This window comes from Propionibacterium australiense (genome assembly GCF_003666605.1).
GTDB lineage: Bacteria > Actinomycetota > Actinomycetes > Propionibacteriales > Propionibacteriaceae > Propionibacterium > Propionibacterium australiense.
In genome coordinates this window covers 1-23,139 of record NZ_RCIV01000024.1, presented here as the reverse complement: position 1 = coordinate 23,139, position 23,139 = coordinate 1, and the positions used below count along the sequence as shown (strand labels likewise).

The window sequence follows — 23,139 nt, the reverse complement described above, 5'->3', positions numbered from 1 at the left end:
TATATCCCCCATTGTCATCAATGACAATGGGGGATATATTCCATGGGTGAGGCCGCAACGGGTGAAGGACGTGATGAGAGTCTTGCGTGCCCAGGGCTGGCGTCGCCTCCGCGATGCGAGAGGCAGCCATGAGATCTGGGTCGATGCTGAGGGCCGTGCCAAGGTCTCGGTGCCGACCGGGCACCGCTACGTCTCGCCAGGGGTTCTTGCCCAGCTGGAACGGGCGGGATTGTCCATCCCGGAGGAGTGGAGATGACGAGGACAACTGATTACGAGGTGATTGTTCACCGCGAGGTGTACCCGGAGGGGTCCTGGTGGGTGTTCGACATTCCCGCGCTCGGCGCCGCCGGGCAGACGACACGTCTCGCCGATGTCGCCCCGGAATCGCGTTCCATCATCGCCATGTGGGATGAGGACGGTCCCGATGAGGCGGATGTGCACGTGACGGTGCGCCTGGAGGGCGAGGCAGAGGCGCGGCGGATCTGGGAACAGAGCGAGGCCGAGGAACGTGCCGCACGTGCGGCTCTTGACCGTGCCGCGGCACGCAGGCGCGAGGCCGTCGCCCTGCTCCGCGACAAGCAGCATTACAGCGCTGCCGATGCCGCCCGTGTGCTGGGGGTGAGCAGGCAGCGAATCTACCAGCTCTCACGGTGATCGTCGGACTTGTTGATCGGGGCCTGTTCAGCACGTCGAATGCGCAAGACGGCTCGTGCTAGCTTCCCCACAAGGCGTGTTGCGTCGAATCCGGACGATCACCGCAGAGGAGGAGCAGGATGCCCATTCACGACCCGAAGGACTACCCCCAAGTCCTCGCGCGGATCAAGGACAAGATCGCGCGGCAGGGGATCGAGCTGGGGCCGGTACTCACCGAGGCCGAGATCGCCGCCTTCGAGCGGGAGTGCCGGACGAGACTGCCCGAGGGCTACCGCCTCTTCCTGCAGCAGATCGGCGACGGCTGTGCGGCGATGATCGACGGTTTCCCGCTCACCCGGCTCGCCGACGCCGAGCGCAAGGACCTGTCCGCCCCGTTCCGGTTCGTGGAGTACTTCGTCTGGGAGGCCGAGGGCTCGCTCACCGATGACGAGTTGGACACCGAGGTGAACTTCGCGCTGGGGCTCCAGGGCGCCGACCGGGTGCACGTGGACCGCCGCAAGCTCGACGAGTGGATCGAATGGGCCATGGGAAACCAGGGGCTCCAACTGATCCATGTCGGCTGCGGCCGGACGTTCGAACTCATCACGGCCGGCCCGTGCGCCGGCGAGGTGTGGGACTTCGCCGACGTCGGCGTCGAGCCCTGCTGCGAACGCCAGGACTTCCTCGGCTGGTTCGAGCTGTGGCTGGACGACCGGGACGACGTGGACTACCAGAAGGACTTCGTCTACCGTCCGATCCACACGAAGGATGACAGCGCCGGGGTCACGTGAGCAACCAGAAGGACTTCACTCAAGAGTGAGGGGTGAGGCGGTGACCGAGCGTCGCCGCCTCATCCTGATTAGGCTCTGGCGAGTAGATATAGCATTTGCTATATTACGAGCCATGGTGACGGACCTGGCACGGATCGCCCGCGAGACGGACGAGGCGATCCGGCAGGCGCGTGTCCGACTGGTCGAAGCCGTTCGCAAGGCAGCTTCCGAGGGGATCTCTCAGGGTGAGATCGCACGGCAGATCGGACGCAGCCAGCCCGAGGTGTCACGACTCATCCACTTCCACGGCACCACGCCACGTGCGCGCAGACTCCGCAAGTCCCGCAGAGCCGTCATCGACCTCATCGAGAAGGCGGGTGGCTCGAACGTCCGTGTCTTCGGCTCGGTGGCTACCGGTCGAGAGCGCGAGGATTCCGATATCGACCTGCTGTTCCACATGGAACGGCCTCTAGGCCTCATGGACCTTGCCGGACTCGAGATCGAGTTGGAGGAACTACTCGGAGACAGTGTCGACCTTGTTCCTGACACCGCCATCCGTCCCGCCATGCGGGAACGCATTCTTGGCGAGGCGGTCCCACTGTGAGTCGGCAGAACCGAACTACTGAAGAACTCATCGCTGAGGCGCTTGAGCATTTCGATCATGCGGTGGAGTACTCCAAACGAGATCTGTCCGACCAGCTGACGCTCGATGCCATCGCCATGAGACTCTCAGCAGGGATTGACTCCCTCATGCATGTGGAGGATGGTGTCCTGACCTCGATCCTGGGCGATCAATGGCCGAAGATGAGAGGGATGAGGAACCGGATGGCACATGGTTATGCATTCGTGAACAGTGTGATCATCGTGGAAACCGTTGAGGGTAACTTGCCTCCGGTTGTTGATGTCTTGCGAGCCCGGCTTGGTGAGAATTGACCTTGGGGTGCCACTATGTGCTCGTCCAACATCGTGTCGTAAGACGAAGGGTCCGGTCCCTTGGATCAGAATTCACGGTGCCTGTCCACGGACGTCACGGGCACGGTGATCACGAGGGTCGTGGCGATCTCGTGATAAGGATCCCCGCTGACGACGACCACGGGGCGTCTGCCCGTCTGCTCGCGCCCGACCCCGGGATCGGGCCTGGCCCAGTGGACCTGGCCGGCCGCGAGATTCACCATCGGTCGCTCTGCCATTCCTCGAGTTCATCGAAATAGGACTGGTCCGGCGGATTCGCGGCGATCTGCTCGCGGAACTTCCGCAGGCGGGCTCCGCGTCCCTCCTCTACGAGCATGGCGTCGATCTGCTCGCCCAGTGTGCGGCGGTGCCTGGCGGCGGCTGCCTTGAGCCGGTCGCGCGTTGCGCTGCCGATCTTGATGGTCGTCATCATCATACTTAAAGTATGACCCGCGGTACGGGGCATTCGCACCGAGCTGGACCTGTGTCGTTGAAGAGCCCGCCGCGGTGAGCGCGGGGACCCGGACGAAGACCGGATCGCAAGTGCCGGAGAAGGGACTCGAACCCTCACGCTGCGAAGCACAGGAACCTAAATCCTGCGTGTCTACCAGTTCCACCACTCCGGCTGGGCCCGTTCAGTCTAACCACCCCGGCCCGCGTGCGCAGTGCGGCGGTGGGCTCCACCAGGGCAGGATTCCATCGAGGCGGGGGAGGATCGTCCCGGAAGAGCCGGGAATCCCACGCCAACAGGGGATGATGCCCTCCGCAATCAGGCGTGTCCTGATGCCGGACGAGCAGGCCCACTCGTCCGGGTGTCTGCCGCTCGGTGGGGTCGTCCCCGGGCCGGTAGGGTGCGGTCATGCCGCAGCAGAACCAGCCCGCCGCCCCCGAGCCCAGCATCGACGACCTGGCACGCGAGTACGGCCCGGATCATCCGCGCGTCATCGCGGCCCGGCTCGACGAGGCCGACGACATCGGCGAGGCCGGCGACCCTGCCCGCGCGGCGGCGCTCTACGAGGAACTCATCGCCGACTGCACCCGCATCGGCGGGCCCGACCACCAAGTCACCCTCGTGGCCCGCAACGACCACGCCAACTGGGTCGGCAAGTCCGGCGACGGACCCCGGGCGGCCGCCCTGTTCGCCGCGCTCGCCACCGACATGGCCCGCGTCTACGGCCCGGAGGACCCCAACACGCTCGCCGTCCGCGCCGGGGCCGGCGGCTGGCACCTGCAAGCCGGCCAGACGAGGCAGGCCGCCCAGGTCTACGGCGAGCTCGTCCCGGTCCTGGTGCGGGTGTTCGGCGACGACGACCCGCAGGTGCTCGACGCCCGCTCGGCCCTGGCCGCCGCGCTGCGCGACCAGGACCGGTTGGCCGAGGCCATCGACGTCTACGAGCAGCTGCTGCCCGCCCAGCTGCGCGTGCTCGGCGCCGACTCGCCGCTGCTCATGGCGGCCCGCGAGACCTACGCCGCGGTCCTCGGGCGCCTCGGCCGCGCCGACGCCGCCCTGCAGGTCTACCAGGGCCTGGCCGCCGACGAGAGCCGCCTGCGCGGCCCGCGGGAGCCCGAGACGATGACCGTGCGCCACGAACTGGCCTACTGGCAGCTGCGCACCGGTCACCTGGACGAGGCCACCGCCGGATTCACCGCCGTCGCCGACGACCGTGAACAGGTGCTCGGGGCCGGCCACCCGGACACCCTCACCAGCCTCGAATGGCTCGGCCAGGCCTACGCGCTGGCCGACCGGGCCGCCGAGACCGCCGCCGTCTACGAGAGGGTCGTCGCCGCCCGCACCCGGGCGGATGGCCCCGACAACCCCGAGACGCTGCGCTGCCGCAGCGTGCTCGCCGTCTGGCGGCTGCTCGCGGGCGCGGCCGAGCAGGGCCTCGACGAGCTGGAACGACTCATCGCCGACGACGAGCGGGTCTTCGGGCCCGACGACCCGCAGACCCTCCGCGACCGCTACAACCACGCCTACCAGCTCGGCTACCACGGTGCCGAGCTGCGCGCCAAGGAGCTGTTCTGGGCCCTCATCGCCGACCAGAGCCGCCTGTTCGGCGCCACCGACCCGGCCACGCTGCTGTCCCGCCACGAGTACGCCCGCCTCGTCGGTGCCCTCGGCGACCGTGGGCAGGCCATCGGGCTCATGGAGTCGGTACTCGCCGACAAGGAGCAGGCACTCGGCCCCGACGACGAGAGCACCGCCGCCACGCGCAGTCAACTGGAGACACTACGCGCGGGTGAACCGCAGGGTTGACCGTACCCTGAATGGCCACGGAACAGCCGACCCCGGCTCAACGCCCTGGCTAAGCTCGACTTGTCGTTAGTTCATCCCCAAGGGGCTGTCGTGTCCCGCCCGAGAATCGCCGTGCCCCGCGCAGGGGCCGAGCCCAGCGAAAGGACGTTCCCATGGGCCTCATAAGTTTTCTCCTGCTCGGCCTCATCGCCGGCTCCATCGCCAAGCGCATCATGAAGGGCCAGGGAAGCGACAGCTGGTTCGTCACCATGCTCCTCGGCGCCGCGGGCGCCCTCGTTGGCGGCTGGCTCGGCAGCGCGCTGTTCGGCGTGAGCCTCAGATCGTTCTTCTCCCCGACCACCTGGCTGCTGGCCATCGGCGGCTCGGTCCTCGTGCTGTTCGTCCACGGCCTCATCACCGACCGGAAGTAGGCCGCAGGCTCGGCATCGTCTCGTGCGCGTCCATCCCCTCGGGTGGGCGCGCATTGTCGCGTCCAGGGGCTGTTCGCACCCGTGCAGACCGCCGGTCCGGCCCCGAACCCACCCCGGGCCTGCCGGGCGTGTCGGCGCGGGTACCGCGATCTGCGACACTTGGACCTGCCGGGCCCGCACCGGCGCCACGACGGGCCAGGACCCGGGACCACAGGGACAGGAAGGCGATGCACCGATGACGTCCGAGCAGATCAGCGCGCTGGAGCAGACGATCATCAACCAGACCCGCGAGCTCGGCAAGGACCACCCGACGGTGCTGTCCAGCCGCGCCAACCTGGCAGCCCAGGTGGGGGAGGGCGGCGACCCCGCCCGGGCCGCCCGCCTCTACGAGCAGCTGCTGCCCGACCTGGAGCGCGTCCTCGGCGCCGACAGCGCCGACGTGCTGTTGGGCCGCAGCAACCACGCCCACTGGATCGGCAGCGCCGGGAACCCGGCCAGGGCCGCCGAACTCAACAAGGAACTCGCCGCCGACATGGAGCGCCTGCTCGGCCGCAACCACCTCAACACGCTCACCACCCGCGCCAACTACGCCGGCTGGCTCGGTGAGGCAGGTGAACCGGCCAGGGCCGCCGAACTGTACGCCGAGTTCGTCGCCGACCAGACCGCCGTGCTCGGCAAGGACAACGCCGATGTGCTCGTCAGCCGCGCCAACCACGCCGACATGCTGCGCCGCGCGGGCCACAGCGACGAGGCCGCCACCGAACTGGAGACGCTCGTCGCCGACCAGAGCCGCGTGCTGGGCGCCGACCGTCCCGACACCCTGGCCCTGCGCGCCAACCTCGCCGAGTGCCTGCTCGAGTCCGAGCAGCCCGCCCGCGCCGCCGAGGTCTACGAACAGCTCATCCCCGACGAGGCCCGGGTGCTGGGCGCCGACCACCCCGACGCCCTCGTCACCCGCGCCAACTACGCCGAGCTGCTCGGCAAGATCGGACGCGCCGACGAGGCCATCACTGAATTCGGGCGGCTCGCCGACGAGGTGGGTCCCACCATGGGCGCGGCCCACCCGTTCACGCTGGCGGTGCGCGGCAACAGGGGAAACCTGCTCGCCCAGCAGGGTCGGGTCGCCGAGTCCCTGCAGGTCTTCGAGGCGATCCTGGCCGACATCGAACCCGAGTTCGGGCCGGACGACCCCAACACCGTCACGGCCCGCACCTCAGTCGACTACCTGCGCGAGCAGCTGCGCCAGCAGGGTCCCACGGCCCGCGACCTGTGATCCCTGGGCGTATCGTCCCGCTCCCGGGCTCGCGCCCGGGGGTCTGCTGAGCCCGCTGACGCCCAGGGGCCCTGACGCTCGGGTTCCCAGTGCGGGCGTGGGGCCGAGGGCGTGCACGTGCAGTCCCTCGGTGAAGACGCCAGGCGGTGTTCTCGGCTCCGGGCAGTGCCGCGTCGGCAGCGCTCAGCCGGTGCCGAGTGCTCAGCCGATGCCGAGCTCGCGGGCGATGCGCTCGGCGTGCCCCGTGGCCCGCACGTTGTACATCGCCCTACGGACAGTGCCTGTCCCGTCGGCGTCCACGTCGATGATGAAGGTGGAGCGGATCAGGCCGGTGATCTTCTTACCGTAGATCATCCGCTCGCCCCACACCCCGTAGGCGTCGATCGCCTCGTGCCCGGGGTCGGCCAGCAGTGTCACCGCGAGCTTCTTGCGTTCGCGGAACTCGACGAGCCTGTCGGGGGTGTCCGGGGAGACACCGATGATGTCGACGCCCGCCTCGGCGAAGGCCTCGACCTGGCCGGTGAAGTCGATCGCCTGTGTCGTGCAGCCGGGCGTGAGGGCCGCCGGGTAGAAGTACAGGACGACCGTGCGGGAACGGTGATCGGACAGGCGCACCGTCTGCCCGTCCGCGTCGGGCAGGGCGAACTCGGGGGCCGGGGCTCCATCAGTCAGCTGAGTCATGGCCCCAACCATAGAGGGCCTGGGCGAATCCTGGAGGACGATCAGTGCTCCTCATGCCATGGCCGCGGTCATGGGGGACTCGGGGAGCTTCATCGATCCGGGCCGTCCGACACGGATAGCTGCCTGCCCGGCCCCGATTGCTCATCGGGGGTGGTGGTGGGAATAGGCTGTAGGGCAGTATCGCTGGCGGACCCGCACCGTGAGGCGCACAGGCCCGCAGCGGTCCCAACGATGGTCCCCGCGCCCGTGGCCGGTGCGGGTCTGAGCAACTGGAGGAAGTCGTGGCCAAGTCCGAGACCAACATCGACCAGATCAGGGCACGCATCGCGGCCTCGCGCCGCCAGGTGGCCGGCAGCGTGCAGGGCCTGACAGCGACGGTGCACCCCACGGCCATGAAGAACCAGGCCGTCTACGAGGCCAAGACTTTCGCCAGCGACAGCTACGAGAGCGCCAAGAGCGCCTTCGTCGACGAGTCCGGCCCCCGCTGGGACCGTATCGGCACCATCGCCCTTGCCGTCGTCGGTGTCGCCGTCTTCGGCCTGTCCGTGCGCGGCGTCGTGCGAGCCATCCGTGGCTGACGAGCAGACCCCTGCCCCCGGGCCCGAGCTGCCCATCCGCATGCTCCACGAGCGCATCCTCGTGAGCGTCGACGAGGACAAGGCGGAGCGCCGCTCCGAGGGCGGGATCCTCATCCCGTCCACGGTGCAGATCGCCCACCGCCTGGCGTGGGCCCGCGTCGTCGCCGTCGGGCCCAGCGTCCGGGCGGTCTCGGTGGGCGACAAGGTGCTGTTCGACCCCCAGGACCGCGCCGAGGTCGAGGTGCGCAACAAGGCCTACGTACTGCTGCGCGAACGCGATCTGCACGCCGTCGCCGACGAGAACCTGGTCGAGGGGCAGACCGGTCTGTACCTGTGAGACAGCCGGCGATTTGCGCGATCGAGCGGAAAGACCTATAGTTCCTTGACGCACGCGCTGCTAGCTCAATTGGCAGAGCAACTGACTCTTAATCAGTGGGTTCAGGGTTCGAGTCCCTGGCGGCGCACAACGAGAGGATCCCCACCGCCGAAGCGGTGGGGATCTTTCATGCCGCGGCCCGCCGGGAATCCGGGGTCAGCGGCAGGAATGTGTGGATAGTGGTGCAACGTGTCATGGTGGCCAGTGGCCGGCCCGGCCTCGGCGGAGTCGGGTAGCTGTTGGTGCCAGGAATGTGCGGATAGGGGCTCGGCGTGTCATGTCGCCAGCGGCCAGCCCAGCCTTCCAGGATGCGGTTTTCGTCTTCCCAGGAGAACGCGGTGCCTGGCCATGGGTCGGGTTCGTCGGTGGGGGTGCGGGTTGGTTTCGTGGATCTCCGGCGCTCGGTGCGGGCCGGAGCCTTCTGCGCGCCCACCGGTCAGGGCGTGAGGGTGTGTCGGCGCCGGCCGAGGAGCGGCGGGACGGCCGGAGGCCCGCGGCAGCGAGCCCGGTGGATGGGGGAGGCGCATCGCGTGGCGCGACACCCCGGCTGGCCGGAGACCTCACTCGCTGCCGACGGTCTTCGTGAGCTCCTTGTCGGCCTCACTGCGCAGCCGCTCGGGGTCCATCACCCCGGCATGGTGCAGCGGCCGGTCGCTCAGCGCGTGCTCGGTCTGGAAGACCGCCTCGGTGATGAGGCGGCGGGCGTGCTCGTCGGTGAGCGAGTAGAACATCTGGGTGCCCTGGCGGCGGGTCTTCACCATGTGACCCAGCCGCAGCTTGGCCAGGTGCTGCGAGACGGTCGCCGGCGCCTTCCCGACGATCTCGGCGAGGGCGTTCACCGGCAGTTCGTGATCGCGCAGGGCGAGGATGATCTGGATGCGCGTCGCGTCGGCCATGAGCGCGAACACCTCGACCGCGAGCTCCACGAAGGAGCTGTCGATGTCGAAGGTGCAGGTCTTCTCGTCGCGGCTCATGAGGCAAGGATAGGTGCCGGGTTCGTCGTCGCCCCGCCCCGCCCCGTCCACGGCGGTCCTGCCACCAGGTCCGCCCACATCAGGTGCCTTCGGCAGGGAAGTGGTCGCCGTGCTGCTGGTTCGCCCGGCCCGCCGGGATGAGGCGCGCCGAGTTCAGGATGAACGCCGCCTCACTGCCCACATGGACGATCGCCGCGGCGACCGGTCCGAGCAGCCCGAACCCGGCCAGCACCATGCCCACGAGGTCGACGATGATCGTCCCGGCGAAGTTGAACAGGACGATCCTGCGCGCCCGGCGTGCCGTGCGGATCGAAGCGGTCAGGTCGTCCAGGTCGGAGCTGATGAGGACGACGTCGGCGCTGGCCCGGGCCACCTCGGTGCCGCTGCCCATAGCGATGCCCACGTCGGCGGCGGTCAGCGCGGGGGCGTCGTTGACGCCGTCACCGACCATCGCCACGCGGCGACCGGCGGCGGCGAGTCGCTTCACGAATTCGCATTTCTCGTGCGGCAGCAGACCGGCACGGATCTCGTCCACGCCGAGCGGCTCGCAGACTGCCTCTGCCGAGGCCGACGAGTCACCGGTGACGACCACGACCCGCAGCCCCATGGCGTGCAGCGCCTGCACACAACCCGCTGCCGTGTCGCGCACCGTGTCGGCCAGCAGGATCGAGCCGAGGTAGCGGCCGTCCACATCAACGTGGACACAGGTCGCCGTCACCTGCTCGTCGGTGCCCTGGGCGGCGGGCACCAGGGCCCTGTTGCCGACACGGACGGTGCGCCCGGCCAGCCGGGCGGTGAGCCCTTGGCCCGGCTCGTAGTCGACGCCGGTGGGCTCCGCCGGGCTCAGGCCGCGCGCGGTGGCCTCGGCGACGATGGCCCTGCCGAGCGGGTGCTCGCTGAACAGCTCCGCACCAGCGGCGGCGGCCAGCAGCCCGTCGCCAGTGACGCCCGGGGCGGGCTTCAGGGCCGAGACGGCCGGGCGACCTGCGGTGAGCGTGCCGGTCTTGTCGAAGACGACCGTGTCGACCGCCGACAGGCGCTCCAGGTGCACGCCGCCCTTGGCGAACGCGCCGGTGCGGGCCACGCGGGCCATGGCGGCCAGTACCGCCAGGGGAGTGCCGGCCGCGATCCCGCAGGCCCCTGCGACGATGACGACCGAGATGGTGGCGCGCAGGTCACTGGTGAGCAGCCACGTGAGGGCGGCGCCGCCGAGGGCGATGTAGACGAGGTAGCCGGCCAGCCGGTCGGCGAGCCGCTGTGCGGGGGCAGGCGTCTGCTGGGCTGCGCGGACCGTCTCGACGATGCGCCCGTACGAGGAGTCGGCGCCCACCTGCTCGGCCTCGACCTCGAGCACCCCGAGCTGGTTCACCGAGCCGGCGTAGACGCGATCCCCGATGGTGCGCTCGACGGGCAGTGGTTCGCCGGTGATGCGCGACTGGTCGACACTTGAGTGTCCCGCCACGACCAGCCCATCGACCGGGATCGGGCCGCCCGGTGGCACGACGACGATCCCGCCTTCGCGCACCTCGGCGAGCCCCACCTCGACGAGGCCGCCAGGGGTGCGCACCTGCACCCGGTCGGGCAGGAAGGCCATGAGATCGGTCAGCGCGTCACGGCCTCGGTTCATCGACAGGTCCTCGAGGATCTCGGCGGCCAGGACGAACACGGTGATGAGCAGGGCGGTCAGCCATTCCCCGATGGCAGTCGCGGCGATGATCGCGATGAGCATCGACAATTCCATGCTCATGCGCCGGGCCCGAAGATCCTCGACGGCCTCGACGACGACCGGCCAGCAGCCGACGACGACACCGATCGCGGCGACCAGCGGTAGCCGGGGCCCCGGCCAGTCCAGGCCGAGCGCCAGGGCGATCGTGCAGGCCAGCACGAACAGGGCGCGCGCCGCCTCGGCCCGGTCCACGCGGTGCAGCAGGGATTCTTCGCGCAGGGGCGCGGGGGAGTGGGGGCTGGTGGGTGTCGTGACGGGATCCTGCACACTCATGGCGGTGCGGCCTCCAGACGATCGGGAAGGGCCCAGCGGACCCTTGAGACATCAGAAACTGCACGAATTCATATCTTCGTACATGCGAAGATAGTAGGGAATGTGATGATCCTTGGCCACCCATTCCACGTGACGTCTCAGGACCTGACATCACCCGTGACGGGGGCGAGGTCGTGGCCGGTGCGGATCACGAGACGTGGGTCCGGCCACGCGGGGCGGAAGCCTCTACATAGGCGGCAGCAACACCCGCGAAGAAGGTGGGTCCGGCCACGCGGGGCGGAAGCGGCCGACACGGCTGTCTGGCAGCGGTAGAGCGGGCGAGGCCCACGAGGGAATGGCCCAGGAGCCTCACGTGAGGCCGGACAGTGGCACGGTCGGGCGGTCCACGCTCACTGGCGTTCGCCGAGCCACCGGGTGTCCTCGGCGAGGTTCTTCGAGTGGCGCACCACGTTGATGCGCTGGCGGCGCAGCTCGTCGAGCTCGGCGTTGAGCCGGGCATGGGGCAGGGGCCCGAGCTGGGTGTCGAGCGCCAGCTCGAGCAGGTGGTCGGCCAGCTCAGGATTGCGCGGCAGGTTCGGCCCGTGCGGGTACGAGCCGATCACCTTGCCCTGGACGGCGCCCTCGGTGCCGTCCCCACAGTTGCCGACCCCCAGCTCGACCTGCGCGAATGGTCTGGCGTCCGGGCCGAGCCGGGTGTGGCCGCCGTGGTTCTCGAAGCCGGTGATGAGGCTCTCGGTGCCGTCCGGCCGCGTCCAGCGGGTGAGGATCTCGCCGACGGCCCGCTGCGGGGCGCGGCGGGTGGTGACGTCGAGCAGGCCGAGGCCCTCCATGACCTCGTCGTGGTCGCCGACGGTGAAGCTCGTGCCGCAGATCTGGTAGCCGGCGCAGACGGCGAACAGCACGGCGCCCTTGTCCAGGGCACGGAACAGCCCGCCGTCGGCCTTCAGCTCACGCACGGCGGTGACCTGGGCCAGGTCCTCGCCGCCGCCCAGCAGGTAGACGGCGCCGTCGTCGGGCACCGGCTGGCCGGGCTCGACGGTGACGAGCCGGGCATCGATGCCGCGCCAGGTCAGCCGCTTGGTGAGCACCGTCCCGTTGCCCTGGTCGCCGTAGATGCCCAGCAGGCTCTGGTAGACGACGACGATCTTGACTGGCTCGTTCACCACTCGACACCACCCATCTTGCAGAGATTGAGGAAGGCCGTGTATGTGGCCAGGACGTCGACGGTGCCCTCGTAGGGGCGGGCCATCGCCTCACTGATCGAGTTGACGACCTCGTGGTCCACCTCGGCGTAGGACAGGCGCACCGCCAGGTCCTGGGCGCGCGGCCCGGTGCAGATGACGTGCTTGCCCGCGAGTTTCTCGAACTCGACGTCCCACAGCCAGCTGACGTCGGTGCCGTCGGCGATCGCCGAGTCGATGGCCAGGACGACCGGGTCGGAGTCCATGACGAGCAGCGACTCGGCCCAGCCGGCTGGGTTCTTCGCCAGCAGCAGCCGGGCCTTGTTGTCGCCGAAGGTGCCGACCGAGAAGCGGCCCGCCGGGGCCTTGACCGTGCTCATCGCCTGAAGGGCGATCTGCGGATCGATGCCCATCTCGACCGCGGCGGCCAGCGCGCAGGTGGCGTTGCCGCGGTTGAAACGCCCCGGCACCTGCAGGTCGAACGTCCAGTGGGCCCCGCCGGGGCCGGTGACCTCGTCGCCGCGCACCGTGTAGTCGGCCCGGTGCTGGCCCAGCTCGCAGCCGGGGCAGTTCCACGAGCCATCGGCGTCGTAGTCGAGGATCGTGCCGCAGCTCGGGCACAGGGCCGCGTCGGCCGTCCATCCGCCCAGGCCCATGTCGACCCAGATGACCTTCCCGGCGGCCTCTGCCGACCAGGTGACGAGCGGGTCGTGGACGTTGGCGACGACGGTCGGGGCCTTCTCGCCGGCCGTGGTCAGGGCGGTGCGCCACTTCCTGCCCAGGGAGGCGATCTCGTGGTGCCGGTCGAGCTGGTCGCGGCTGAAGTTCAGCATGATGAGCACCTCGGGCCGGCCCTTGGCGATGAGGTCGGGGACGATCTGCTCGTCCGCCTCGAGGATCGCGATGGGTGCCTTGACGTTCTGCGACAGCGCCGAGGCGATGCCCTCGCGCAGATTCGCGCCGTCGGCGTTCGTCACGACCTGTCGGCTGCCCCAGGCGGCCTCGGCGGCGGCGGTCAGCAGGTGCGTCGTGGTGGTCTTGCCGTTCGTGCCCGAGACGGCGGCGATGCGTCGTCCTGCGATGAGCTCGGTGAACATCATCGGGTACAGCCGGGTGATGACCTGGCCCCTGATCGAGGCGCCGCTGCCGCGTCCGGCCCTGCGGGAGGCCCATGCCACGAGGTTCCCGATCCCGATCGCCGTGTCGCGCCAGAGCCGGCGGGGCAGTGCCGGATCGATCGGGCGCCCGTGGGGGATCTGAGCTGACGGTTGTGAGGCCATGGCTCCTATTGTGGCAGCACCACGCGACAGGCACGCGCAGGCCGGCGGTGGCGAACATCCGGAGCCCGCGGCGCGCTCAGGCGGCGCCCAAACCCGCCCGTGCCCCGGTCACCACGTCGTACCTGACCGGGCGGGGTCGGCGCCGCGTCGTCAGCCCTGCGCCGGACCGTAGGGATTCTGCGGCTGGCCGTACGGGTTGTTGGGCTGGGCCCAGGCGTTCTGGTCGGGGCTCTGCTCAGCCGGATCCTGGGTGTCTTGCTGGGGGGCCTGTTCCTGCGGCTGGTTGCCATACTGTTGCTGATAGCCATACTGCGGGGCCTGCTGCTCCTGGGGCTGGTAGCCGGGTTGACCGCCGTACTGCTCCCGGGGCAGGTACCCGTACTGCTGGGGCTGGGTATCAGGCTGCTGGTTCTGCTGTTCCGGGGGTTGGTAGCCGGGCTGGCTCCCGTACTGCGGCTGGTAGCCGTACTGCGGGGCCTGTGCAGGCTGCTCCGGCATCGGCTGCTGCGCGGCAGGCTGCTGGATCTGCTCGTAAGGCTGCTGGACATGGCTGATCGGCGTCACCTGGTTGGACGCGGCCTTGATAGCGGCGTAGACGAGCAGAAATACCCCCGCGAAGAACAATACATTGGAGACGATCAGATTGATGATGAAGGGTGCTTCGCTGAAACTGGTGAAGAATCCCCTTGTCATCTGGTAATAGACGAGGTTCCACACGCGGTCCACGAGCAGGAAGCCGACACCGAGACTGGCGAGGGTGCGGGGCTGGCCCGGACGTATCTTGACCATGACAAGGACGAGCAAAGCGATCAGCACGATGACAGCGAGCACTGACACGAGTACGTTCATCAGAGGGTAGATAGTCATGGGGCGCACTTTATGAGATGACGGCCCCCACGGGGTACCCTTCTCACGCTCAACCGGTGGTCTCAGCAGCGGGTGAGGTCCGCATAGTACAGGGTGATGTCGGCGTAGTCGCCGCTGTCGTGGCGGAACCCGCCGGGGACCTGGCCGATCTCGACGAAGCCGAGCCGCTCGTACAGTGCCCTGGCCGAATGGTTCGTCGAGACCACCGCGTTGAACTGGAGGATGCGGAAGCCCAGCCGCGCCGCCGTGCCCATGCTGTGCCGCACCAGCTGCTCCCCGACGCCCTGGCCGCGGCTGGCCCGAGCCACCGCGTAGCTGGCATTGGCGATGTGGCCGCACCGGCCGACGTTGTTGGGGTGGAGGATGTAGACGCCCAGCACTCGGCCGCTGCTGGTGTCCCTGGCGACGCCGGTTAAGGACTGGTCGGCGAAGAAGCCGGCGGCCTCCTCAGGGCCCAGCTGGTCGGTCTGCGGGAACGCGTCGCCGGCAGCGACGACTTCGTTCCACACGGCGCGAGCGTCCTCGACGTCCTGGTCCGTGAGCTGCTCGACGGTGATGCTCATTGTTGCCTTTCCCGTGGTCACCGGTGTCTCGATCCTCTGGTCGGAGCCCTGCTCCGTTGTCGCCACGTGACGCGTGGAACTCTGCGCGCCGATGCCTTCGGGCTCGACAATCTCGCTTTCGCGCTGCCCCACTAAGCGCCTCGTGGACTCATCGTATCCACCCTGCTGGCGCTTCACCTGACCGGTTTTCTCACGAGGCCTGGTCGATGTCGACGAAGCGTTGAACGAGGCCGAGTGCCTCTCCCCAGTTCGGCCGGGGTGCCGCAGCACGACGAGTTCAGTGCGGCGCTGTGAGTCCTGCTGGCAGCAGCCGTGGAAGGGCAGTGCCTGGTCGTGGAAGAGGCCGCCGAGGCATCACTCTCCGAATTCTCGGGCCAGATGCTGAACGAGCCCCGATCCGTACCGATCGGGGCTCTTGTCGGGGTGGATGACGAGACTTGAACTCGCGACCACCTGGACCACAACCAGGGGCTCTGCCAACTGAGCTACATCCACCATTGCCGCCTGCGAGCAGGCAGCCAGGACATAGTAGCCGACCAGGGGGTCCTGCCCCAAATCGGGCCACGCGCAGGGCTGCTGGGGCAGTTCACTCGGCCGTGCGGCCGAAGCCGGTGATCCGGCCCTGGCACCTGGCGGCGATCGCCCTGGCCTCGTCTGCGGTGGGGCCGGGCTCTGGCACCATGACGGCGCCGCGGTAGTACATGAGCTCCTCGATCGACTCCATGATGTCGGCCAGGGCCCGGTGGTTGCCGTTCTTGGCCGGGGCGTTGAAGAAGGTGCGGGGGTACCAGCGGCGGGCCAGCTCCTTGATCGAGCTGACGTCGACGTTGCGGTAGTGCACGTAGCCCTCCAGCTCGGGCATGTCCTTGGCCAGGAAGGTGCGGTCGGTGCCGATGGTGTTGCCGGCCAGCGGCGCCTTGCGCGGCTCGGGCACGTACTGCTTGATGTAGGCGAGCACCTGTTCCTCGGCCTCGCGCATCGTCGTCGTGCAGGTCTTCAGCTCCTCGAGCAGCCCCGACGTGGTGTGCATCTCGGTGACGAACTCACCCATGTTGGCCATCGCCGCGTCACTGGGCTTGATGAGCACGTCGACGCCCTCGCCCTGGATGGTGAGCTCGCCGTCGGTGACCAGGCAGGCCACCTCGATGAGCTCGTCGTGGGCCAGGTCGAGCCCGGTCATCTCGCAGTCGATCCACACCAGCATGTTGTTGTTCACGTCGGCCAACTCTAGCCCCGGCGCCCCAGCCGGGTCCGACGACGCGGGGGCCGGGATCGTGGAGGTTCAAGTCCTCTCTCGTGCCCGGTCGCCCCGGACCATGCGGTCCGCCCGGTTCTCAGCCCTCGACCGCGCGCGGCACGTGACGGGAGAGCCACCAGGTGCCGAGCAGCCCGATCGCGCCCACCGTCAGGGCGCTCACGGGGAGCCCGGCGAGGGCGGCGACGGCGCTCACGACGAGGGGTCCGAGCGCGTTGCCGGAGTCGGCGAACAGGCGCCACCCGGCCAGGAACTGGGCGCGGCCCCACGCCGGTGAGGCGTCGGCGCCGAGCGTGACGATGATGCCGGACGAGACGCCGTTGCCCAGCCCGAGCAGCGCGGCGACGAGCGCGATCGTCACCACGTGATGAGTCAGGGGAAGGACGAGCAGGCCGATGCTCATCGTGAGAATCGCAGGAAGCGTCACCCAGCGGCGGCCGAGCCGGTCCATGATGAAGCCGCCGGGGAAGAACAGCAGGACGTCGCAGCCCATCGACATCGAGTAGACGAGGCTCGTCGTGGCGGCCGAGACGCCGTGCGCCTCGCACCACAGCGGAACGATCGTCTGGCGCACCGCGCGGACCAGCTGAAGGGCCAGGCACCCGACGCCGAGGGTCAGCAGGACGTGCCGGTTCCTGCGCAGCACCGAGAGGGTGCGGGCGTGCTCGCCCCGGTTGCGCTGCCTGATGCCGGCCAGACCCGATTCCTCGCCGGGCAGGCCCGGCATCGTCAATGTGACGGCCGCCGCGACGAGCGACATGGCGGCGGCGAAGGCGAACGCCGCCGTCAGCCCCCAGTGGTTGACGATGGCGGCGGCAGCCAGCGGGCCGATGAACCAGCCGATGCGCATGACACCGCCGAGCGTGGACATGGCGCGGGCACGCCAGCCCAGTGGGACACGCTCGGTCAGGTAGGTCTGCCGGGCCAGGCCGAAGACCGATCCGGTGAGCCCGTGGCAGAACACGGCCAGGGCCAGTACGACGAGCGAGCCGGAGCAGAAGACGACGGCCATCGCGGCGGCATCGACGAGGCAGGCCAGGACGATCGCGTACTTCTCGCCGATCCGGTCGGTGATGGTGCCCGCCGGCAGGTCACCGATCACCTGGGCGATACCGGTGAGGGCCGTGACGAACGCGGCCATCCCCACGCTCGCGCCGAGCGCCCTGGCCTGGATGGCGATCAGCGGGATGACGGCGCCGAAACCGATCGAGGCGAGAACGGTGGGCCCGTAGACCGCGGCGAGTGTGCGGGCCATGGACTGGTGCGTTCGTTCTGCTGCCACCACGTCATGGTCCCACCATCAGGGGCGTTCCGGCAGGGTGTGTCAGAGTCGCTGCTCAGGCGATGCGATTCGTGACGGGCCGGGACCGGTTCGTGTGCCGTCTAGAATGCATCACAGCGGGGCCCGGTAGCTCAGCGGATAGAGCAGCAGCCTTCTAATCTGTCGCGCGTGGGTTCGATTCCCACCCGGGCCGCTCGGTAGGGGCGGGGCGCCAGGGGTGGGTGCGCCGCCCCTACCTCCATCTCTCCCCTGAACCGTCCCGGGGGATGCCGACCGGCGCGTGCTCAGTCAGGGGGCCTTCGATGGCCCCGGGGTACTCTTGCCGCGTGTCAACGCAACCGCCCGCACCGATCGAGCACCGGGACGACTCGTCGACGGCCCGCCGGGAGCGCCGTGCCCGCAGGATCGCCGGGCTGCCGCGCCCGGTCGAGCCGGGCATGACCCGCTGGCAGCGTTTCCGCCGCAGCCCGCTCAACTGGCTGACGATCGCGTTCTTCCCGTTCTGCGGCTTCCTGCTGTGGCTCACCTACCTCATGTACGTCGGCACCATCACCAAGGCGGTCGGTGACTACACCGAGCAGCAGGCCGGCACCCGGTCGGCCCCCACCCTCGCCCAGTTCAACGAGGCGCTGTGGACGTGCACGAAGCTGGCGCTCGTCACGCTCGCCATCGGCCTCGTCGCCTACTTCCTCATCGACCGGCTGCGGCCCACGACGCTGCGGCTCAAGACCGTCGCGCTGGCATGGGGCGGGGCGGTCGCGGTCTACGCCTCCGCCATGGTCAACACATGGGCCTCTGCCATGGTCACGGCCGACGAGGCCGACGAGATGGGCAGCGTCCGCGCCGCCATCTTCATCGCGCCCTTCGTCGAGGAGGCCGCCAAGGCGACGGTGCTGTTCCTGCTGGCCATCCTCGTGCGGCACAGGTTCTTGTCGGTCATCCAGATGATCACGATGGCCGGCCTGTCGGCCATCGGCTTCGCCGTGGTCGAGGACATCGTCTACTACATCCGCATGTACCTGTACGGCTCGCTCGTCTACGGCGTCGACGCCGACGACGCGCTGCGGCAGATCTTCTACCTGCGTGGCCTGCTCACCTTCTGGGGCCACCCGCTGTTCGCCACCTTCACCGCCGTCGGCGTCGGCGTCGCCCTGCGCAACCGCAGCAAGCTCGTCCGCGTCCTCGCGCCACTGGCCGGGTACTGCTTCGCCGTGTGCGCCCACATGGCGTTCAACGGCTCCCAGTCGGTCGGTATCGACACGAAGACGACGGTCACCATCGGCGCCTTCATCATCCTCTTCCTGCTGGTGCGCTACATCCGCCTGGCCCTGGCTGAGTCCCGCCAGATGCGGGCCCGCCTGGAGGACTTCGTCGCGAACGGCTGGCTCGGCAAGGACGACCCGATCATGTTCAGCCGCTACCGTTCGCGGCTCAAGCTGATCTGCGCCGCCACGCTGCGCGGCCCTCGCCGCATGATCGCCACCGTCCGCCTCATCCACGACATGTCCGAGCTCGCCCACCTGCGCATGGGCGTCATCAACGGGCTCATCGACGACGCCGCCATCGGCAGGGAGCGAGAACTCCTCTTCCACATCCGCTCCCTGCGCGGCCTGGCCCTCGACACGACCAAGGGCCTCACCGTCAAACCACCCAACTGGACCCGGCAGAACGCCAAGCGCTGGATCCGAGCCCACCTGCCGCGCCGCCGCCCCAGGCCGCCCGCCTTCGCGCCGCCGCAGGCCCAGATTCCGGTCGGGGCTGCCCAGCGATAGCCTGGAAGCCCGCCGCGCCTCGTCGGCGCACGCGGTGAACTCGACTCCAGCGACGGTGCCGCGGTCCTGTCCTCCGCACCGATCCGGCCTGGCCCGCAGCGGCAGGGCGGAGGAAAGGAATCTGCATGGGTGCCACTGAACTCGCCGGTGCGCTGAGAAACCTGCGGAGCGCACTCGAGTCCGTCCGTCTGCCCCTGCCCGGCCCGTCGGTCGAGCAGAGCAGGTCCCAGTGCCGCGCCCTGCTCGACCAGCTCGACGACTACGTGCTCCCGCGCCTGGCCAACCTCGACGCGCCGCTGCTCGCCGTCGTCGGCGGATCCACCGGCGCCGGCAAGTCCACGCTGGTGAACTCGCTCATCGGCCGCGTGGTGTCCCGCGCCGGGGTCATCCGTCCCACGACGACGAGTCCGGTCCTCATCTTCAACCCCGCCGAGCAGGGCTGGTTCGATGATGAGCGCATCCTGCCGGGCCTGGCCCGCACGACCGTCAGCACGACCGGCACCGGTTCCATCCAGCTCGTGCCCGAGCCGAGCCTGCCCCGGGACCTGGCGCTGCTCGACGCGCCCGACATCGACTCGGTCTCCCAGGCCAACCGCCGGCTCGCCGCGCAGCTCCTCCAGGCCGCCGACCTGTGGCTGTTCGTCACCTCCGCAGCCCGCTACGCCGACGCCGTGCCGTGGCAGTTCCTCACCTCCGCCGCCGAGCGGGGCGCGGCCGTCGCCGTGGTCTGCGACCGGATCCCCCCGGCCGGCATGCAGCTCGTGCCCGCCGACCTGGCCCGTCTCATGAGCGACCGCGGCCTTGCCGAGTCGCCGCTGTTCGCCGTGCCCGAGACACTCACCGACGAAACCGGCTTGCTGCCCGACGCCGCAGTGGCGCCGATCCGCACCTACCTGGCCACCCTGGCCGCCGACAACCAGCGCCGTGATGCCGTCATAGCCCAGACCCTCGACGGTGCCGTCCGCGCCATCACCGAGCAGTCCCGCGAGCTCGCCAGTGCCCTGCGCGGCCAGGCCGACGTCCTCAGCCAGCTGCGCCGGGACGCCGAGTCGGCCTTCGACGAGGCAGCCCGTGCCGTCGGCGTCCGCTCCGCCGACGGCACCCTGCTGCGCGGCGAGGTCCTCACCCGGTGGCAGGACTACGTCGGCACGAGCGAGTTCACCAGGGCCATCGACAACAGGATCAGCTGGCTGCGCGACCGTCTCACCTCCATGATCCGGGGCGAGCCGTCGCAGGCCGTCCAGGCATCCGCGGCCGCCGGATCCGGTCTCGAGGCCCTCATCATCGAACAGGGCCAGGCCGCCGCCGAACGCGCCGGAATCGCCTGGCGCGCCAACCCGGCCGGCCGCGAGATCATCGCAGCCCACCCCGACCTGGCGAGGGTCTCCGAGGGCTTCGAGGAACGCGCCCGGGGCGTCATCCGCGACTGGCAGGCCGACGTGCTCCAGCTCGTCACCGAGCAGGGCAAGGGGAAACGGACCCAGGCCCGCCTGGTGGCCGCGGGCGTCAACGGCGTCGGGGCCGCTCTCATGATCGTCATCTTCGCCCACACCGCCGGCCTGTCGGGTGCCGAGATCGGTGTCGCCGGCGGCACCACCGTCGTGGCCCAACGCCTGCTCGAGTCGATCTTCGGGGACGACGCGGTGCGGCGCCTGGCCAAGACCGCCAAGGAGCATCTCGATACCCGAGTGGGGGAGCTCATGGCGAGTGAGGCCCAGCGCTACCAGCATCTGCTCGCAGACCTCGCCGTGGACGAGACCATGGCGGCCCGCCTCGACGAGGCCATCGCGGCGGTCGAGGCCGCCCGCGCCGGCCGGACGCCCGTTCCGGCCGAGCTCACCGCCGGCGACCAGGCCGGCAGGCAACTGGGCGGAGTCCCGCGTGAGGCCGTTGAGATCCAGCGGGTCGAGGCGGACGGGGTCGGGGCCGTCATCGACGCCGAGATCATCGACGAGGCGGGGGAGCGCGCATGAACATCGGGGCGGACCGCAGACGCCGCGCCGCGTTGACGAAACTGAGCAGGCGCATCGGCGCCCTGTCCGAGGCGGTGTCCCTGAGCGAGGGGCGCGTCGAGGGCGAGGTCCTCGACTACGCGCGAGGCATCACCCGGCGCGCCGACCAGCGGCTCGCCTTCAGCGGCGACAACACGATCGTCGCCCTGGCCGGCGCCACCGGCTCGGGCAAGTCGAGCCTGTTCAATGCCCTGGCCGGCGCCCAGCTCGCCCGCAGCGGGGTGCAGCGCCCCACGACGAGACGGGCCATGGCCGCGTGCTGGGGCGCCGCCAACCCCGACGATCTGCTCGACTGGCTCGACGTGCCGGTGCGCACGAACATGGGATCCGGCAGGGGCCTCGACGGTCTGGTGCTGCTCGACCTGCCCGACCACGACTCCACCGAGCGCGAGAACAGGCTCGAGGCCGACCGCCTGGTCGCCCTGGTCGACATGCTCGTGTGGGTCGTCGACCCGCAGAAGTACGCCGACGCCGCCCTCCACGAGGACTACCTGCGGCCCATGGCGGGCCACGCCGACGTCATGGTCGTCGTCCTCAACCAGGCCGACCGCCTGACCGGCCCGCAACTGGGCCAGGCCACCGACGACCTGCGCAGGCTCCTCGACTCCGAGGGACTGTCCGAGGTGCCGCTGCTGTGCACCTCGGCGCTCACCGGCACGGGCGTCGACGAGCTGAGCGGCAAGCTGGCCGAGACCGTCAGGGCCAAGCGGGCCAGCTCTGCCAGGTTGAACGCCGATATCGACGCGGCCGCCACCGCCCTGACGAGGGCCATCGGCGAGGACGTGCCCGCCCGGGTCAGCCCCGACCGCGTCGAGCAGCTGGACGCCGCACTCGCCCTGGCGGCCGGTGTCGGACGCGTCGGCGAGGCCGTCTTCACCTCGACGAGCAGGCGGGGACAGGCCGCCACCGGCTGGCCCTTCGTCTCGTGGGTGCAGAGCTTGCGGCCCGACCCGCTGCGCAATCTGCGCCTCGACCGGGCGCATGGCAGGAGGAAGGAACTCGACGACGACCCGTCGGGGCCGACCGCGATCGAGCGCACCAGCCTGCAGACCACCACGGGCGGGGTCGAGCAGGCCCGCATCGGCACGGCGCTGCGGGCCATCAGCGACGATTCCTCGCGCGGGCTGCCGCAGGGCTGGGCCGATGCCGTGCGGGCCGCCTCGAAGGGGCGCCTCGAGCAGCTGCCGGCTCTGCTCGACAGGGCCGTCGCAACCACCGACCTGCGCTTCGGCAGGGGTCAGTGGTGGTGGAGGATCGTGCGTTTCCTGCAATGGCTGCTCATGGCCGCCGTCATCGCCGGCCTGGGCTGGCTGGGTGTCAATCTGCTGCTCAAGCACCTGGCGATGAGTACGCTCCCCACACCCGACTGGTGGAACATTCCGGCGCCCGTCGTCCTGGCCGGCGGCGGCGTGATCGCCGGCATCCTGCTCGGCGTGCTCTCCCGTTTCGGCGTCATCGCCGGGGCCCGCGCGGCGAGGCGCAGGGCCGTCGATGCCCTCACCGAGGCCATCTCGAAGGTCTCGGACGAGGCAGTCATCGACCCCATCGAGACCGAGCTGCAGCGCCATCACGACGCGCTCGCCTCGGTCCGCAGGGCGGCGGTCGGCTCCTGACCGATGTTAACCGGGCAGGTCAGCCTCCTCGTCCAAGGGGGCAGGTCTGCGGATTCCCGGGAGAGTGGGGCGGTCCCCGGTTTGTGTCGATGACCGCTGGGCGCACTGAAACCTCATCGGGGACCATTCCCGCCGATCGGTGCGTCTCCCGACTCGACTGCGATCCGGGGGACATCCGTCACGCGGAGCAGGCGACCTCATGGCTCAGGGCGCGTCCCGGTTCTCCACAGGTTCGGGTGGGGTCTTTCGGTTGTGGGTGGGGTGGTGTGACCATGGTGGGGTCACTGTGGAGTGATATAGGTTTTTCGGACAGTGGTTACTGGTTGGTTTTAGGCTGCTGCCCTGTGTTGTTGTCTCCATTCGGTGTCGACTTGGTTGGGGGTCCGGTAGTCAATGGCCGAGTGGAGACGTT

Annotated in this window: 24 protein-coding genes and 4 tRNA genes; 15 read left to right on the top strand and 13 right to left on the bottom strand. The window is 69.6% G+C overall.

Annotation, left to right across the window (positions count from 1 at the left end):
• Positions 1–73 precede the first annotated feature (73 nt).
• The 5 genes from D9T14_RS12230 (at position 74) to D9T14_RS12210 (ending at position 2,336) form a co-directional block, all read left to right on the top strand.
• A complete protein-coding gene (locus tag D9T14_RS12230) occupies positions 74–256 on the top strand; it encodes a type II toxin-antitoxin system HicA family toxin (RefSeq protein WP_232012491.1) in 183 nt (60 codons plus the stop codon).
• Positions 253–654 (top strand): XRE family transcriptional regulator, encoded by a 402-nt coding sequence (locus tag D9T14_RS12225; protein ID WP_119162769.1) that lies wholly within the window; start codon positions 253–255, stop codon positions 652–654. The genes D9T14_RS12230 and D9T14_RS12225 overlap by 4 nt, the downstream gene beginning before the upstream one ends.
• Positions 655–773: 119 nt before the next feature.
• Positions 774–1,424, top strand: a complete 651-nt coding sequence (locus D9T14_RS12220) for an SMI1/KNR4 family protein (RefSeq protein ID WP_119162768.1) — start codon at positions 774–776, stop codon at positions 1,422–1,424.
• Between the two features lie 112 nt (positions 1,425–1,536).
• Positions 1,537–2,007 (top strand): nucleotidyltransferase family protein, encoded by a 471-nt coding sequence (locus D9T14_RS12215; protein ID WP_119162778.1) that lies wholly within the window; start codon positions 1,537–1,539, stop codon positions 2,005–2,007.
• Entirely contained in the window at positions 2,004–2,336 is a 333-nt protein-coding gene (locus tag D9T14_RS12210; protein ID WP_119162767.1) for a HepT-like ribonuclease domain-containing protein, read from the top strand. Before D9T14_RS12215 ends, D9T14_RS12210 begins: the two co-directional genes overlap by 4 nt.
• A 65-nt stretch (positions 2,337–2,401) precedes the next feature.
• On the opposite strand, the gene D9T14_RS12205 is transcribed toward D9T14_RS12210, so the two are convergent.
• The 3 genes from D9T14_RS12205 to D9T14_RS12195 all read right to left on the bottom strand — a co-directional run bounded on the left by D9T14_RS12205 (position 2,402) and on the right by D9T14_RS12195 (position 2,980).
• Positions 2,402–2,593, bottom strand: a complete 192-nt coding sequence (locus tag D9T14_RS12205; protein WP_119162766.1) for a type II toxin-antitoxin system PemK/MazF family toxin — start codon at positions 2,591–2,593, stop codon at positions 2,402–2,404.
• Positions 2,572–2,790: a hypothetical protein gene (locus D9T14_RS12200; protein ID WP_121588325.1), complete on the bottom strand. Its 219-nt coding sequence runs from the start codon at positions 2,788–2,790 to the stop codon at positions 2,572–2,574. The genes D9T14_RS12205 and D9T14_RS12200 overlap by 22 nt, the downstream gene beginning before the upstream one ends.
• Positions 2,791–2,898: 108 nt before the next feature.
• Positions 2,899–2,980: transfer RNA gene (locus tag D9T14_RS12195), tRNA-Leu, on the bottom strand.
• Between the two features lie 233 nt (positions 2,981–3,213).
• Here D9T14_RS12195 and D9T14_RS12190 point away from each other — a divergent pair.
• The 3 genes from D9T14_RS12190 (at position 3,214) to D9T14_RS12180 (ending at position 6,294) form a co-directional block, all read left to right on the top strand.
• Complete coding sequence (locus tag D9T14_RS12190) at positions 3,214–4,611, top strand: tetratricopeptide repeat protein (protein ID WP_119162764.1); 1,398 nt, start codon at positions 3,214–3,216, stop codon at positions 4,609–4,611.
• A gap of 152 nt (positions 4,612–4,763) precedes the next feature.
• Positions 4,764–5,021, top strand: coding sequence for a GlsB/YeaQ/YmgE family stress response membrane protein (locus D9T14_RS12185; RefSeq protein WP_119162763.1), 258 nt, complete (start codon positions 4,764–4,766; stop codon positions 5,019–5,021).
• A 235-nt stretch (positions 5,022–5,256) separates the two neighbouring features.
• Positions 5,257–6,294 (top strand): tetratricopeptide repeat protein, encoded by a 1,038-nt coding sequence (locus D9T14_RS12180; protein WP_119162762.1) that lies wholly within the window; start codon positions 5,257–5,259, stop codon positions 6,292–6,294.
• Positions 6,295–6,495: 201 nt separating this feature from the next.
• Here D9T14_RS12180 and bcp read toward each other — a convergent pair whose 3' ends face one another.
• Positions 6,496–6,975, bottom strand: a complete 480-nt coding sequence (gene bcp / locus D9T14_RS12175; RefSeq protein WP_119162761.1) for a thioredoxin-dependent thiol peroxidase — start codon at positions 6,973–6,975, stop codon at positions 6,496–6,498.
• A 281-nt stretch (positions 6,976–7,256) separates the two neighbouring features.
• Between bcp and D9T14_RS12170 the strand changes: the two genes are divergently transcribed.
• The 3 genes from D9T14_RS12170 to D9T14_RS12160 all read left to right on the top strand — a co-directional run bounded on the left by D9T14_RS12170 (position 7,257) and on the right by D9T14_RS12160 (position 8,017).
• Entirely contained in the window at positions 7,257–7,553 is a 297-nt protein-coding gene (locus D9T14_RS12170) for a DUF3618 domain-containing protein (protein ID WP_170175676.1), read from the top strand.
• Positions 7,546–7,890: a GroES family chaperonin gene (locus D9T14_RS12165; protein ID WP_445648499.1), complete on the top strand. Its 345-nt coding sequence runs from the start codon at positions 7,546–7,548 to the stop codon at positions 7,888–7,890. The genes D9T14_RS12170 and D9T14_RS12165 overlap by 8 nt, the downstream gene beginning before the upstream one ends.
• Before the next feature lie 54 nt (positions 7,891–7,944).
• A tRNA-Lys gene (locus tag D9T14_RS12160) sits at positions 7,945–8,017 on the top strand.
• 472 nt (positions 8,018–8,489) lie between these two features.
• On the opposite strand, the gene D9T14_RS12155 is transcribed toward D9T14_RS12160, so the two are convergent.
• The 9 genes from D9T14_RS12155 to D9T14_RS12115 all read right to left on the bottom strand — a co-directional run bounded on the left by D9T14_RS12155 (position 8,490) and on the right by D9T14_RS12115 (position 17,330).
• Positions 8,490–8,903 (bottom strand): ArsR/SmtB family transcription factor, encoded by a 414-nt coding sequence (locus D9T14_RS12155; RefSeq protein WP_119162776.1) that lies wholly within the window; start codon positions 8,901–8,903, stop codon positions 8,490–8,492.
• Between the two features lie 79 nt (positions 8,904–8,982).
• Positions 8,983–10,902 carry a heavy metal translocating P-type ATPase gene (locus D9T14_RS12150; protein ID WP_119162759.1) on the bottom strand — a complete coding sequence of 640 codons (1,920 nt, stop codon included), beginning with the start codon at positions 10,900–10,902 and terminating at the stop codon, positions 8,983–8,985.
• 389 nt (positions 10,903–11,291) lie between these two features.
• Positions 11,292–12,065 carry a type 1 glutamine amidotransferase gene (locus D9T14_RS12145; RefSeq protein ID WP_119162775.1) on the bottom strand — a complete coding sequence of 258 codons (774 nt, stop codon included), beginning with the start codon at positions 12,063–12,065 and terminating at the stop codon, positions 11,292–11,294.
• Positions 12,062–13,363, bottom strand: coding sequence for a Mur ligase family protein (locus tag D9T14_RS12140; protein WP_119162758.1), 1,302 nt, complete (start codon positions 13,361–13,363; stop codon positions 12,062–12,064). Before D9T14_RS12140 ends, D9T14_RS12145 begins: the two co-directional genes overlap by 4 nt.
• Positions 13,364–13,513: 150 nt before the next feature.
• Positions 13,514–14,230: a hypothetical protein gene (locus D9T14_RS12135; protein ID WP_121588322.1), complete on the bottom strand. Its 717-nt coding sequence runs from the start codon at positions 14,228–14,230 to the stop codon at positions 13,514–13,516.
• A 62-nt stretch (positions 14,231–14,292) separates the two neighbouring features.
• On the bottom strand, positions 14,293–14,793 hold the full coding sequence (locus D9T14_RS12130; protein WP_119162756.1) for a GNAT family N-acetyltransferase: 501 nt from the start codon (positions 14,791–14,793) through the stop codon (positions 14,293–14,295).
• Between the two features lie 422 nt (positions 14,794–15,215).
• Positions 15,216–15,288: transfer RNA gene (locus tag D9T14_RS12125), tRNA-His, on the bottom strand.
• 91 nt (positions 15,289–15,379) lie between these two features.
• Entirely contained in the window at positions 15,380–15,997 is a 618-nt protein-coding gene (orn, locus tag D9T14_RS12120) for an oligoribonuclease (RefSeq protein ID WP_119162774.1), read from the bottom strand.
• Positions 15,998–16,127: 130 nt separating this feature from the next.
• Positions 16,128–17,330, bottom strand: a complete 1,203-nt coding sequence (locus D9T14_RS12115; protein ID WP_232012493.1) for an MFS transporter — start codon at positions 17,328–17,330, stop codon at positions 16,128–16,130.
• Between the two features lie 120 nt (positions 17,331–17,450).
• On the opposite strand from D9T14_RS12115, the gene D9T14_RS12110 reads away from it, so the two are divergent.
• The 4 genes from D9T14_RS12110 to D9T14_RS12095 all read left to right on the top strand — a co-directional run bounded on the left by D9T14_RS12110 (position 17,451) and on the right by D9T14_RS12095 (position 22,727).
• Positions 17,451–17,523: transfer RNA gene (locus D9T14_RS12110), tRNA-Arg, on the top strand.
• 133 nt (positions 17,524–17,656) lie between these two features.
• A complete protein-coding gene (locus tag D9T14_RS12105) occupies positions 17,657–19,102 on the top strand; it encodes a PrsW family intramembrane metalloprotease (protein WP_170175677.1) in 1,446 nt (481 codons plus the stop codon).
• Positions 19,103–19,227: 125 nt separating this feature from the next.
• Positions 19,228–21,075, top strand: a complete 1,848-nt coding sequence (locus D9T14_RS12100; RefSeq protein WP_119162753.1) for a P-loop NTPase family protein — start codon at positions 19,228–19,230, stop codon at positions 21,073–21,075.
• Entirely contained in the window at positions 21,072–22,727 is a 1,656-nt protein-coding gene (locus tag D9T14_RS12095) for a GTPase (RefSeq protein WP_119162752.1), read from the top strand. The genes D9T14_RS12100 and D9T14_RS12095 overlap by 4 nt, the downstream gene beginning before the upstream one ends.
• Positions 22,728–23,139 lie beyond the last annotated feature (412 nt).